This is a genomic window from Anaeromassilibacillus sp. An172, assembly GCF_002160515.1.
GTDB lineage: Bacteria > Bacillota > Clostridia > Oscillospirales > Acutalibacteraceae > Limousia > Limousia pullorum.
Genome location: NZ_NFKS01000030.1, coordinates 1 through 14,532, shown reverse-complemented (window position 1 = coordinate 14,532; position 14,532 = coordinate 1). Strand labels below are relative to the sequence as shown.

General features: G+C 31.0%; 12 protein-coding genes and 1 pseudogene. 9 read left to right on the top strand and 4 right to left on the bottom strand.

Going from position 1 to position 14,532, the window contains the following annotated elements; all coding sequences use genetic code 11:
• The first annotated feature begins 14 nt into the window (after window positions 1-14).
• The 6 genes from B5F08_RS11765 to B5F08_RS11740 all read left to right on the top strand — a co-directional run bounded on the left by B5F08_RS11765 (window position 15) and on the right by B5F08_RS11740 (window position 8,753).
• Entirely contained in the window at window positions 15-341 is a 327-nt protein-coding gene (locus B5F08_RS11765) for a hypothetical protein (protein ID WP_442856078.1), read from the top strand.
• Between the two features lie 75 nt (window positions 342-416).
• On the top strand, window positions 417-3,425 hold the full coding sequence (locus tag B5F08_RS11760; RefSeq protein ID WP_087379704.1) for an ATP-binding protein: 3,009 nt from the start codon (window positions 417-419) through the stop codon (window positions 3,423-3,425).
• A 15-nt stretch (window positions 3,426-3,440) separates the two neighbouring features.
• Window positions 3,441-5,249 (top strand): DUF2357 domain-containing protein, encoded by a 1,809-nt coding sequence (locus B5F08_RS11755; protein WP_087379700.1) that lies wholly within the window; start codon window positions 3,441-3,443, stop codon window positions 5,247-5,249.
• Window positions 5,250-5,931: 682 nt separating this feature from the next.
• Window positions 5,932-6,915, top strand: a complete 984-nt coding sequence (locus tag B5F08_RS11750; protein WP_087379697.1) for a radical SAM/SPASM domain-containing protein — start codon at window positions 5,932-5,934, stop codon at window positions 6,913-6,915.
• Window positions 6,908-7,789 (top strand): radical SAM protein, encoded by an 882-nt coding sequence (locus tag B5F08_RS11745; protein WP_087379694.1) that lies wholly within the window; start codon window positions 6,908-6,910, stop codon window positions 7,787-7,789. The genes B5F08_RS11750 and B5F08_RS11745 overlap by 8 nt, the downstream gene beginning before the upstream one ends.
• A 4-nt stretch (window positions 7,790-7,793) precedes the next feature.
• Window positions 7,794-8,753 carry a radical SAM protein gene (locus B5F08_RS11740; RefSeq protein WP_087379691.1) on the top strand — a complete coding sequence of 320 codons (960 nt, stop codon included), beginning with the start codon at window positions 7,794-7,796 and terminating at the stop codon, window positions 8,751-8,753.
• 164 nt (window positions 8,754-8,917) lie between these two features.
• Here B5F08_RS11740 and B5F08_RS11735 read toward each other — a convergent pair.
• From B5F08_RS11735 to B5F08_RS11720, 4 genes and pseudogenes are all read right to left on the bottom strand, one after another.
• A pseudogene (locus tag B5F08_RS11735) lies at window positions 8,918-10,103 on the bottom strand (IS256 family transposase).
• Window positions 10,104-10,429: 326 nt separating this feature from the next.
• Entirely contained in the window at window positions 10,430-11,239 is an 810-nt protein-coding gene (locus tag B5F08_RS11730; protein ID WP_087379688.1) for a hypothetical protein, read from the bottom strand.
• A gap of 59 nt (window positions 11,240-11,298) precedes the next feature.
• Window positions 11,299-12,315 (bottom strand): helix-turn-helix transcriptional regulator, encoded by a 1,017-nt coding sequence (locus B5F08_RS11725; protein WP_242968459.1) that lies wholly within the window; start codon window positions 12,313-12,315, stop codon window positions 11,299-11,301.
• Window positions 12,316-12,579: 264 nt separating this feature from the next.
• Complete coding sequence (locus tag B5F08_RS11720) at window positions 12,580-12,813, bottom strand: hypothetical protein (RefSeq protein WP_143256417.1); 234 nt, start codon at window positions 12,811-12,813, stop codon at window positions 12,580-12,582.
• 104 nt (window positions 12,814-12,917) lie between these two features.
• On the opposite strand from B5F08_RS11720, the gene B5F08_RS11715 reads away from it, so the two are divergent.
• The 3 genes from B5F08_RS11715 to B5F08_RS11705 all read left to right on the top strand — a co-directional run bounded on the left by B5F08_RS11715 (window position 12,918) and on the right by B5F08_RS11705 (window position 14,236).
• Window positions 12,918-13,265: a hypothetical protein gene (locus B5F08_RS11715; RefSeq protein WP_087379682.1), complete on the top strand. Its 348-nt coding sequence runs from the start codon at window positions 12,918-12,920 to the stop codon at window positions 13,263-13,265.
• A 202-nt stretch (window positions 13,266-13,467) separates the two neighbouring features.
• Entirely contained in the window at window positions 13,468-13,755 is a 288-nt protein-coding gene (locus B5F08_RS11710) for a hypothetical protein (RefSeq protein WP_087379679.1), read from the top strand.
• A 34-nt stretch (window positions 13,756-13,789) separates the two neighbouring features.
• Complete coding sequence (locus B5F08_RS11705) at window positions 13,790-14,236, top strand: hypothetical protein (protein WP_143256416.1); 447 nt, start codon at window positions 13,790-13,792, stop codon at window positions 14,234-14,236.
• Window positions 14,237-14,532: the final 296 nt, after the last annotated feature.

Below are 14,532 nucleotides of genomic sequence, written 5' to 3'. Positions count from 1 at the left end.
ATAGGTGAAAGATTATGAACAGATTATACACCGAAGCCGACTATGAAAACTCAATTATAGAATTATTTACAAATGATTTAGGATATGAGCGTACATATGGTCCCGATATAGAAAGGGATTTTTACAGTCCCCTTTATGAAGATGTTTTGCTGGATTCTTTGTATAGTTTAAACAGAGGCTTGCCAGGCGACGCCATTCAGGACGCACTGTTTAAGCTCAAAAATTTTGAAAACGGCGAGCATGTTCAGAAAAATATTTTGGATCTACTCAGTTCTTTTTTGCGCAATTATAAAAGATATATGAGAGGACAGAAACTACTCTATATATTAAAACCGCAATGATGGATATTTATTGAAATATTTCTAATTGACATATCTTTTAGTATTATTATGTAATTAATTTGAGGGGGACTGGTCATGAAAAATGAGCAGCATTTGAATGAATTGTTTAAATTTATAAAACTGATACCTGAAAATATTTTACAAGAATGTATTATCAGTATTAATTTTAGCAATAGAAGTGAGCGACGAAAATATGAAAGAATCAAATCTTTGGATAATAAAATTCAGATTCTTTTAAGTACTATATGTTTTAGAAATGAATTAATAGAGAAATTGTATAACGTATATAAAGATGATATAGTATCCGACTTAATAAGTTACGATGAGATTTTATCATCAATAAATTCGACAAACTATATTTCAAAGATATTATATATGTTATATCGCTGTTGCGATGATAAATTTTATAATCTCTATTTTAGTAAATTTATTCAATCCGAACCGTTTCAAAAAGCGATAAAAGATGAATGGAAAAGTGTACAAGTTTCCACAACAATGGCTTTTGATTCTGATAATACTTTTAAGGAGAATAATATGACATATTATTTGGGACACATTGAGCTAAGAGGGACATTCTACAACTTTAAACCTAAGTATATCTATGATGCTGATAACAGAATAGTCTCTGAAATTACTGACGACGATCTTGAAAAAGATTTTCCTATATTTGGTTCAATTAATCTTGCGTATAAATTGTATGAAACATCACAAGAATTTTTACAACATCTTAATGTAGATAAAGCAGAAGATAGTCGAGACACAAAACCGTATACAAGCATATATGCTATTAAATTTAATAAAGACGAATTGGTAGATACAGGTAATGATAAAATATTAAAGAAGCTTGATTTACAAAATCTCAGTGATAATAAAGAGGATTTATCAGATAGAGTTATTTCTATTTCAAATTTTAATATGTTTAAAATAGTTACTCCAAAAGAAGATATTACAAATGAATCATTTTCAGGTATGATTTTCATTAAAGAAAAGGATTATTTGGCAAATGAAGATGTTTTGTTAGAATATGGAGATAAACAACTTGTTGGTCCTTTCAAATTGCAAGAACGTGCGATTGATGGTGAAAAATATGTACGACCAGATATTGCTATTCGTAAATACTTTCTTGAATGTTATGGAGAAGATGATTATGAAATTATTCAGTTTGAAAAGCGTCATTATATCCAAAACTCTATATATACTGATATTGCATACATAAAAGGCAACTCACATTACATTGATGCTATTTCAGATGCTATTCTTCTTACCAAATTGACAGAATCCATAGATAGAAATAAGCTTATTGAAAATCCTGAAGAATTTGATAGACTATATTCTACATCGCCATTCTTAAGAGATATTCCTGACAAAATTCGTAATGAAAGAATAGAAAGAGTTCAGAGTATTTTGAAAAATACTTCAGAATACGATGATATTAAAAAGAAAGCACTGAATACGTTGATAGAGAGTCTTGATGATAACTTTTTGGCAAATAAAATTCAAGATAGTATACAATATAAAAACTTACAGAAAGAAATTGCTGAGTTACAGAATACAAGTAACGAACTTTACAATAAAAATAAAGTTTTAGAAAATGATAACCAAATATTAAAACATAAGCTTGAAGAGAATGAACAGGCAGATACTGTTTTAATTGATGGTGGAAAAATAGACGAACTTAAAGCTGAAAATTCAGAACTTAAAGAAAGGCTTTCTGTGGTTGAAAATTTTGATAGATTATCTGATGAATTCAATAAATTAAAAGATGAATGTGATTTTCAACTCAAGTTGTATGCTTCAATGGAAAATAAAGTAGACAAAAAGAAAGATGAATTAAAAGATATCGAAAATAAGATTCAAGAGTTTATTTCTAATGCCTTTAAAAAAGCCGATACAACTGAAATGCTACGTACTGCATTTGACCCTTATATTTCTAACGCAATGATAGAAGCAGCAGGAAGCTATCGTATTGATGCTGAAGCTGACCAATATAAAACTATAGCAAAAGAATTTCGTGAATTCATATGTTCAAAAAAAGAAAAAAATGAATTAATTGATAAGCTTGTTAATGAGGTTCAGAAATATCGTAAATATACCAAAAATGAAATACTTAATATGTTTATTTGCTTTTCACAGAATTTTTTGACAATATTTTCTGGCGAACCTGGAACTGGTAAAACTTCTATATGTAATATACTTGCAAATAGCCTAGGACTAAATAATTTTGGTGAGAGCAATGATATATATAAAAATAGATATGTACCCGTTTCTGTAGAACGTGGCTGGTCATCAAAAAGGGATTTAATCGGATACTTCAACCCGTTAACAAAAAAATACGACAGAAGTAATGTTAAAATCTATGACGGATTAATGATATTAAACGAAGAGCGCGAAGAATCACGTTTTCCATATTTGATTCTTCTTGATGAGGCAAATCTCAGTCCTATTGAATATTATTGGGCTGATTTTATGCGTGCTGCTGATAGTTCGGAGAGCGATGTTTTTATAAATATCGGGTTAGATAAAGATATTTATATACCGAAGACTCTACATTTTCTTGCTACTATTAATAACGATCAGACAACAGAGCGTTTGTCTCCAAGACTTATAGATAGAGCTTGGATAGTAAAGTTGCCTAAAACAAGCATAATGGAAACAGATATTAGCATAGATAATTGTGTTAAAGATGTAGTTCTATGGAGTGACATTGAAAATGCGTTTGTTTTCTCTGAAACAAAGGAAATGTCGTTAAAAACTTTAGCAGAACAGATTTATAAATTATTTGATGAACACCACCTAACTGTAAGTCCAAGAGTACAGCAAAGTATTAAGAAGTATGTTTGTGTGGCTCAAGAAATAATGGAAGACGAAATAGGTATATGCAGTAAAAAAGAAAAAGCTTTAGACTTTGCGATTGTTCAAAAACTATTGCCAAAAATCAATGGATATTACAAAGACTATGAACGTTTATTTAAATCACTTGCCCAAATTTGTGATGAAAACCATCTAAAAATGACAAAAGAAGCGTTGATCGATATGGAAGATTTTCAAAGGCAAAATATGGGATACTGTCAATATCTTGTATAATTAGGATGATAAAGTATGAGCAATTATACACTACATTTAAAAGCAAAAAATAATAATATATCTTTACCATTACGTTTAAAAGAATCAACCGATTTTCTCGATGATTACTTTGATTATGGTAATGGGGAATACATATATAACGACTATGCTTACAGTATGTTAGTAACCGACGATTGTAATAAAATTGTTTTTATTGATAAGATGTTTATCAACAACGAAATTGTTGAAGAGACAGCCTTTTTATATGGTCGCAAACCGCGCTGTATTTTTCTTGACTGTTTTGGTGAAATAAAAATAGAAGTGGTTATTAGTGGTGATATTTATATTACCAAAAATACCCGAGTTGTTATGAAGGAAGAAAGTATTAATAAAAATATTATAAATATGATAGATTATATTTATGATAATTGTGATGATTATCTTTATGAGGAACATAAAAATTCTAAATTTAGAGTTGGAGTGATGCCAAATAAAAATATTTCAATTGATACAAAATTAGCATTGCTCGGTGAAATTTATGATATTTACATTAAGAGTTATAACATTTTAAAGTACTCTTCTCAAACAAAGCTTATTCACACAAATAAAATAGGGAATTTTAATGAATTACAGAGAATACAACAAAGCACGATTAATTATATTGTTAACCATCCAGAAGAATTACAACCAGTTAACTACAACTCTGGAATATCTGTAAACAAGCAATATTATGAACCACAAAAGACACTGGTACAATCGGTGACATACTCTTACGATATTTATGAAAATAAGGTTATAGTTGGTTTTTTAAAAACAATTATAAAAGATTTAGAAGAAATAAAGGCGACGGTTGAAATACATAGAAACATTAATACATCTCCTTATAGACGAGATGGTTATGTTGATTCTGTATATTATATCTTTACAAGAAATACCAAAATGTTAGATGATTATGCGGTAACATTAAATGAATGGTTAGAAAAAATGCAAAAACTCTTTATGGAGTACAAAAAAATTCTGAATGTTTCAGATTTGAATGTTATAAATCCTCCAGAATATACTAATATATTCAGACGAATTATGCCATATAATATTATGTTTGAGAAAATGCTAAAATGGTTTAATAGTGGAAAATATGATTTATTAAAATCTGATTTATTGCTAAGTTTTATATCTATGAGCAAGATATATGAGTATTATTGTTTACTTAAAATTATTCGCTCTTTAGAAAAATGTGGATACAACTTAATTTCTGGGACTCCATTTAAGTATACAGAAAATAAATATTACCGAAATACAAATTACAATAACACTTTTAAGTTTTCTAAAGATTCTTTCAATGTAACTGTTTACTATCAACCAATTATTTATGGTAAAACAAAAGGACGAGAAAGACCAAATAACATAAACATATTTAGAAATACGACAATAAGTATAAAAGATTCGAACATGTTTGAATTGTTGGAAGAACGCAAAGTTAAACAGGGCAATTATTATACGCCAGATTATTTGATAAAGATAAGTAAAGATAATTTATCAAATTATTATATACTTGATGCAAAGTACAGTAGTCCTGACAATATAAAAAGGTATCAATTGCCATATTTAGTATTTAAATATTTATTTTCAATCAGTTCGTTATCTAATGATAACAATATTTCTGGTATGTGTATTATTTGTGGAAAAACAAGAACAAATTCATCCGAAAATTTGAATGATATTGCAGATGAGTTTAACATTAAAGTATCTCCAAACGCTTATATATTTAATGTAACTGGAGATGATGTAACCAATGACACAAACTTGATTAATTATATCAATCAAATCGAATTAACGATGCTATAAGGATATTTGAGGAAGCTTAATCATAAAAAATTAAGTTAAAATAATTTAACATGTATAGTAAGAGATTATTTGTAATATGACATTTCATTTATTTCAAAAAACTTAGGTGTAAAGAGTGAAGTGTCTATATCATTTGAAACCAACTTGCGAAAATATTTTGGCTCAATCCCAAATTATGTGTAAACAACGTACAGCAGTGTAAAATAGAAATTATAAGTATATTTTGAACAGGAGGCAGCGATAATTGATATGCTCCCCATACAGTAGACACTCGAAATAACAAAAATTTCGAGACTACACTACGTGGAGTGTTTTTATGGGCAAAATAAGATTTACAATCGAAGAGAAAATTCAAGCAGTATAATTACATATCCGTGGCGGGATAGGGTATAGAATTATTGGTAGTGTCAAGTATTTTTCACAAAATTAATTATACAACTTGTATATGTGCTATAGTATATTGACAAATTAAGGTTGTAGGTTTATAATCAAAATGTTAATAAGTTAATATGAAGGGAGGTAGAATTGTGCCAACTTTTGATTTTTGGGAAATCGAGAAAATTGATACTTCAAAATATGAAGAAAAAGAAGTAAGAATGGGAGATTGGAGAGAAGCCGATCCTGATAAGTATTAAGAGTAAAAGGTGTTGGTTTTAACCAACACCTTTTTTGGAGAGTTTTTATGGAACAAGTTTATTTTCTTATTACCAAACGTTGTAATTTGAACTGTGATAATTGCATAAGAGACGTTAACAAAAGTCAGGATGCTTCTTTTGAGACTGTTGAGCTTGCACTAACAAAAATCAAGAAACAGTTCCCTAATGTAGATTTGATATTAACAGGCGGCGAACCAACTCTTCATCCAAGATTTTCAGATATATTAAAAATGGCATCTGAATTATTTGATAATGTGATAGTAACCTCAAATGGTACAACTGACTATTATTCTGAAATTATATATTTTGATAATGTTAGATATCAAATTTCAATTGATGGTTATCGTGACTATCATAATAAACTTCGCGGTAATGAATGTTATGATAAAATTTTTAATAATATTGAAAAACTTCAAAAATCAAAATGTTGTTTTGCAGTGGCAACAGTTGTTAATGATTTTAATTATACATCACTTAAAGCACTTTATGAAGATTTGATTTTAAAAAATATTGATTATTGGTTTGTTAATAATTTGTTGCCAGTTGGTTGTGCCTCGGCATCAGATTATAAAGCACTTGATACTGCGTTGTGGAATGATTTGGTGTATACAATGAATAAAAATTGCACCAAAATAAATTTAAGAATGTATACGCAGTTTGATTTGCGGGAAAAAACTATACGAGATATAGTAAGTGGTAACAAAAAATGTGTTGGTTGTGGTTCCGGAGTTGATAAAATATACATCTACCCTGATTTGAATATGTATGCCTGTACCTGTTTGATAGATTTTCCTTTGGGTAATCTGAATACAGATAGTTTAGAAAAAATACTTAAATCAAAAGAAACAAGAGAATTAATAAATTGCAAGATGGATTCTTCATCTCCGTGCAATGAATGTGAAATATTTGCGCAGTGTAATGGTGGTTGTAAGGGAGTTTCGTATAATTATTTCAAAAAACTTGGTTTTGGAGATATAAGATGCCCAAGAGTGAAGGAAAAATATGAGTAATGTTTATTATTTTAATGTGAATTATTGTTGCAACAATAATTGTGAATTTTGTTTATCGCATAATACTTATAATGCCACTGGACAGAATTATGATATTAAAAAACTTTCAGAATTGAGTTATGATTTCAATAAAAGCAGAATTATAATAAACGGTGGAGAACCTACACTTTATAAGGACTTGAATAAATTTATTGATTTTTTTAAGGGAAGTAATGCTGAAATTGTCATGTATTCAAATGGCAGACTTTTTTCTGATTTTGATTATGCGAAGAATGTAGTAAGTGCCGGAGTTTCAAGAATTACTATACCTTTGCATGGAACAAGATACATTCATAATAAGATTACGGGTGTTGATTCGTACGATGAAACTATTTCTGCCTTTAAGAATCTTATTAAGTTAAAAAAAGATTATGCTTTAACTATTGAACTTAAACTTATTCTGAATAATGAAATTATAAAAAATAAGCTTACATGTGCTCAATTGTTGAAGGATATTGATATTGATGGAATAGACAATATTGTTGTATCACGAGTTATTGAAACAGAAAAATATAAGCCCAAACTTGACAATTATATTATAATATTCGCTAACGATATAATCCGTTATGCGGGGAATAAATGTGTTAAAATTGAGGATTTCAACCTCTGTCAATTTTTTACAAATGAAATTCCATATATAACAGATTTAGAGTCTTTTGACGAATTTTATTTTTTTGACGCTAAGACACCAAATGGTGAAAAAGATAACTACGAAAAGAAAACTCATTGCGATAAAAGAGGATCTCATCCTCTTTGCGAATATTGCAACAGTATAATGGATAATTATTACATTATTTGCAAAAAAGGTAATAAATGGTTTAAAATAATGGAGTAAAAAAATGAATTCTATAAGGTTACTTATAACAGAAAACTGTAATGCTAATTGTCCGAATTGTTTTAATAAGGACTACAGAACTAAAAGAGATATGGATTATTCACAATGTATTAGCCTATTATCATATCTTTCAAAAAGCGGATTAAAAAAGGTAAAGTTAATGGGTGGGGAGCCAACTGTTCATCCTTTCTTTAGTGATATTCTGAAATTTGCACAATCAAAATTTGATAGTGTTATTATTTTTACAAATGCAATTAATGATGAAATTTTAAAAATAAATCTTAGAGAAAAAGATTTGATTGTATATAATTCTAAGTTTATTGATGATTCTTTTCCTTTAGAGAAACTATTGCCTAATCAGGCAGGTACAAGAGTATTTGAAACACAAATATCATCTGATTTAAATGTTGATACTTTAATATCAAGGTTCGATAATTTTTTGTCTCGTCTTGAGAAAGAATATCCTCACGATTATTTAATTAAGCTCATTGGGTTTAATCTTACTCTTAATTGTATGGAAAATATTTTTGCTAAAAAAAGTAGTATTATTAAAAAGTGGAACAAAGTTTACGACTTTATTAAGAAAAAAAACTATGATGTTGACATTGACCACAGTATACCATGGTGTTTTTTTGTTAATACTGATATGAAGGTAAAACAAGGCATATGGAAATGTACTTCTCAATGTTCAGGATTGATAGATTCTGAAATGAATCTTAGATATTGCAATCAACATCCAAAAGTTCTTATGCCTCTAATAGAAAACGGTAAATTTACACCGGTAGCGAAAATGGAAAACTATTTATATATGGAAAATCTAAATAAAATTCATACAAATCTTGTGAAACTATGTAAGGACTGTCCTTTCTTTAATAGAAAGTGTAATGGGGGTTGCTTTATGCATAAGAATTTTATTTCATCAAATGATGTGATTTTGAATACAAATCTTCCCAAAAAAGAGTAACCTCCAAATAACCCCACGACTACCAAAAAAATCCATAGCAGTCTAAAATAGTCCCATCAGAACTAAGCAAGTCTAAATAGTAATATTGAGCAGGTAGAGTGCAAAGTTACAAGGGCGGCGTATGCCGCTTGTTTTACCCTTATAATTTTATGAACTGTCTTCTATTAACCTATCATAAGATCAGCTTCCACAGCGTCCAAATGCTTCATATTCTTGCATTTTTGCTGCCCCACTGATTACCTGCCACATAACGCAGTCTGGCACAAACCAGCATAAGAGCCGAGTTTCCATCATGGAACGCACCTACAGCTCTTGTTCTACGGTGAATTTCACGGTTCATTCTTTCTATGACATTGTTTGTACGGATTTTACGCCAATGTTTAGATGGAAAATCACAGTATGTTAATGTTTCTTCTATTCCCGTTTCAACTTTTTTTGCTGCCTCCGGAAGCTTCATAGCTTTTAACTCCGATATGACAGCCTTAGCCTTTTCTCGGGAAGCTTTTTTGCTTTCTTGAGCATGAATGGCTTTCAGCATTTGAGAAACCTTTTTTGCTTTGGATTTTGGTACTACGGAGAATACATTTCGGTAAAAATGGACAACACAGCGCTGATACTTTGCTTCCGGAAACACTTCTCCAACTGCCTCTAACATACCCTGACACTTATCTCCAACTATTAACTTTACTCCGTTCAGCCCTCGGTTTCTTAGCCACTGAAAAAAGTTAACCCAACTAACCTTATCCTCTTTCATGCCTTCTGCTGCTCCTAATACCTCACGGTATCCATCTTCATTTACCGCAATAGCCACTAAAACAGCTACATTTTCGTATTCTTCGCCCCAGTTTCGTTTTAAATAGATTCCATCTACATAAACATATGGGTATTTACCTCCCTGAAGAGGTTGATTTCTCCATACCTCGATGTTTACATAGGCTTTCTTATTAAGCTCACTTATCGTACTAGGTGAAACCTTGCTTCCCCATAATGCTTCTGTAATATCCTCAACACGACGCACTGAACTCCGGCTAAGTACATCTCGATAAGCGCTTCTTCTACACTGCTCTTTCTTCGACGATATTTTTCTATGATTGCTGTCTCAAAGGATATTACCTTTAGCTTTGGCATGTGTAAGGTTACGTTTCCGGAAGTAGTGGTAAGATTTCGGTCATAGTGTCCGCTTCGGTAACCCTGTCTCATTTCACTTCGTTCATATCTGGCTGCCTGGGTTAATTTTTCTGCTTCAGCTTCCAGAAGTTCGTTTATCGTTTCTTCTACACTTCCTCTTACCAATTCTTTAATTTCTCTCTTGATAATTTCCTTATTTAATTGTACAATATTCTTAGACATAGTTTGCTGTCTCCTTTCTAGGATTTTGTGTCGTAACTTCATTCTGCCAGGGACATGCACTCTATGTCTATTTTTTATTTGCGAAATTTATTGTACCTTATCAAATCTTTTAATTAAACTTATACACATATTAAAAAATGCCATTAACATAGGCGAGTTTTGTTTACTTAAGGACCTAAAAATACACTTAAGTAGACAAATATAGACAGGCATAAAAATACCTTCCATGCTGCGTGCATAGAAAGTACTTTTAAATATTAGTATGAAGGGAAGATAATAAAATAAATATTATATAACGTTAGAGGAATCCTTCAGTTACTTTTATGTTATTTATTACGCTTTTTTGCAATCTCAATCCATACCGGACCTTCCCAAACTATTTCTGATTTACCACCTGTAACAGAGCTTTTTTTCAAGCTTTCATGAAATTCAGTATAGTATTCTTCGTCCCATTTGATCCAAGGAACTACACGATTTTCATCGTATTTGGATACGACATTTCCCTTTTTATGATCTTTCCAGTTTTTTGAATAAATAGGAAGTCCCTGTTCATTCATTTTTTCTTTAGGATTATATGGCAATTTAATTCCTTCTTTACACCATAATGCTTCTATAATATAGCTATCAATCGGAGTATGAAAAAGCTTTTCTGTTTCGAGAATTTGTTTCCGGAATGCTTTCATGTTATCATCTGTGGTATCAAAAACCTGTATGATGCCGCAAATAATATATAGATTTTTAAATGTCATATTTACCCATTTTTGTGCGTTGCCATATGTAAACGATGGCTCATCGCTGTTTTTTCTTTTTATATTTTTATATGCATCTACTATATCATTACAAAGATTTTTATGATTTTCATCAAATTCAACATCAGATTTAGAAGATAATAAATCATCTAATTTTTCGGAAATTATCGAGCAGCATTTGCTTTTAATTCCATCAAACTTACTTTTTCCTTCTTTTGATACAACTGCATTAAAAGCCCCTTGATTTGTTGCATCTTTATAAGCCTTATCAATAGCTGCTTTAATACATTCTACTTTTTCAGATTCTCTTGTCAGCCTAAAATAAGTAAACAGCAAAAAGTCAACTGCATTTGAAAAAGCATTTCCAAATTCCTTTTGAATGTTCATTTTACTTTATCCTTTCGTATTCTCGTTATATTTTTTCAATGTATTTTCCATACACATTTTTATTCGAGCCACCAGTTTTGCGGTTCCAGTATGATTACATCCGGAGCATAAACTTTTGCAAAATGTTCCATAGCCATTTCGTTGGTATGTGCGGTCACGGTGACACTGTGTATGTTCTCATCCGAAAAGGTGATATCTTTGCCAAATGTCTCGATTACATCGCTGATCATTGATTTGGTAATGCGAAATTTCACCAGTACGCTTTCGCTGGAAAACATATAGATGTGTTCTTTCATATACTCAGTAAGATTCAGTCGCTGTCCTTTTGCGCCTCGAAGCGTTTCAAACGGTTTTGCGGATTCATCCAGAATTTTCAGTTCTCGGATACGGTCAAGCCGATAATTTGAAATATCATCGTATTTATCGTAGTTACAGATAAGATAATACTTTCCTTCTTTTGCCGCCATCTGGTAAGGGGTAACAACATATTCGCGCTCACTTCCATCTGGTCGTTTACGGTAATGTATTTTTTTATCTGTTCCGTATTCGGTATATTTAAAAACTACTTTACGGTTGTGATTGATAGCTTCATCCAGCAGCTCAATATTGAGAAAAATCTGCTTGTTATCCGTTTTGTCCTTCGGCAGAGTGGCAATATGCTTCACACGGGAGTGGAAATAAATACTGGACAGTTTCTCTAGTTTTTCCACCAGTGTCTTGCATTGACTGTATGGGATATGCCTGGAAAAAAGCAGGCTGTCAATCAGTAACCGCAGTTCCGAATCGTCAAACTCCCGGCACAAATAAAAGTCTGAAAGAATACAGCTTTCCTCTAATTTTCTGGTATGAGCGTTTGGCACCATACGGATGGTTTCTCTGTATTCTATTTCATAGCCGAAGTCAATCAGATTCATCAAATTACGTTTCACAGCTTTACGGTCAGCTTTCATATGATATTCCTGTTCCAGAATTTCCGAAATTTCCTTTTGACTGAGGCGATGATCTTTGTCGGTGTATCGACGGAGAATATCCAAAATATTGATAATCATCAGTTTTTTTGGCTGTTTGGTATACATTATATAAATCCTCCGATGTTATTTAGCTTTATTGTATCATCTCTAACGATATTTTACAAGATACAATGCGCTTAAAAAGTGTAGCGTTAGTATATTAAATTTTATTTTCTATTTTTCACCGCAATGGATTTTTTGAATAGATAGCTGAGTGGCATTGTTATGTAATTTTCGATTAGTACATATGACTTGAAATATTTATAACTGTGTATCGGCGGTTTTGCAGTCGGTTAGCTTTGGAAAAGGATACGATTATTTGGCAATAAATCATATATAAGTACTCTTGTTGGTAAAATTATTTTCACATATCACCATAATAAAATTCTTCAGAGATATCCAAACAAATACACCCCAGTGGGTTTCCGTAATTTTATCAGCGACTTTGTGACCATAAAAGAGCAGCAACTCTGGTTTGCGTTCTTCTGATTGCAAAATCCATTTTTTATTCAAAAGCGGAGATATAAACATTGATATACTGATGTTTAAATTTTTGTCCATCATAAAAGCCGCCTTGCTTTTTGTTATGTTTATATTATAGAGTATGGCATGGATTATTTTCGGTACACAGCAAACGCTATAAAGTAAATAGAAAGGAGTAAGGAATCATGTTTTATTATACTGTACCTAATAAAGGTGTTTTCTGGGTTATTGACGGAGAACTATTGGCTTTTCCTTTTGACGGAGCATATCCAGAAGGGATTGCAAAATCCGGAGATACCTATAATCATAAAAATCTATGGAAATCAGTTTGTCCGAAAGGATGTAACAAACCATATAACTACTATCCACGGGGACGGGTGGAAGTCACAAAACAGCAAAAGGCGATAATTTATATGAGTCTGCATATTCCGATTGCTTTTTTGCCAGAAATAAAGAAAATTTTTCAAATTAGTGATAATCCAAGAATCGTATATGATCATAGTGATCATTACCATTGTTATCTGGACAAATAAACTATATGTGTATCATATTTTATTCCAACATAAATAAATTTGTTTATATTTGTTGATTATATTAATTATTAAAAAGATCAAGGTAAATACAAAAATATAGATATTAAAGTTATAATGGAGAGAAGAACCGATGATGGTGGAAAGACCTTTTCTGATTACATAGGAACCATTATCCCTAACGTGAATCGAAGAGAGTGATTATATGATAAATATTAAAAAGCTTCATGAGCTGATAGATTTTGAAAATCGAATTGCGCAGATTTGTGAAGATTATCCCATGGCAGAAAAAGATATTTGGATTCCAACACTTGAAGCTCTTGGCGATGATGAGGATGAGATTATTGAGCTTATGGATAATGCAGATGAAACAATGCTTATGCTGCTGTGGCCGGTATACGAAGAACTTCTTGATAAGTTTCATAGTGAAAAAATGAAAAGCGCAGTGGAAAGATTTTTTGTCAATGTTGATACTAAAATAAAAAAAGAGTAACTTAAAAAAAGATGTCATTTTAGCGGGAACATATGTGGTTAATAATTTTGAGTTATCAAAAGAGTATCAAAATGCTGATATGATTAGAACCGGTGAGCTGCGGATGTGTAAATATAAGAATGTCGATATTGGTGTTATTTTAGAAGTTAGGATAAAAGATGAAATGTCATTTGATTATGTGGGTACTATTTTCCCTGATGAAAAAACAAAAGGTGTGATTGTAATGATAGACTATCAGAAGTATAAAAAGTATAAGGATTTTATGGAAAAAATGGAGAGTGAAGATGTAAACTATCCTTTTTTTGACAGAGATGCATGGACTCCTATGTTTGAAGCACTTGGCGATGATGAAAATGAAATAATTGAGTTTATGGATAACGCCGACAGTGATACACTGAGCGATATTTACACGTTTTGGGAAAAGCTCGAAGAAAAGTTTCCGAGTGAAAAGATGAGTAAAGCAATACAAAGTTTTTTGTGAATTTTAATAAAACACAGGATAGATAGTATAGAATTTTAAAAACTAAAAAATGAATTCTATATTGAAATAATTATCCCCGCATCTGCGGGGGATACTGAAGCACTTGAATCGGTAGTAGTGTGATGGCAGTTTGCAAAGACAGAAGTTTTATATCTAACTATCATTTCAACTTATGTTTTATTGTTTTAAAGACCAACTATAAAAAGTCAATAGGAAAAATAAAAAAATAACGAATAAGGGATGAAAAAATATGCAAGACAAAAAGACCAGAACAAAAAGTCCAAGTCGATGGATAA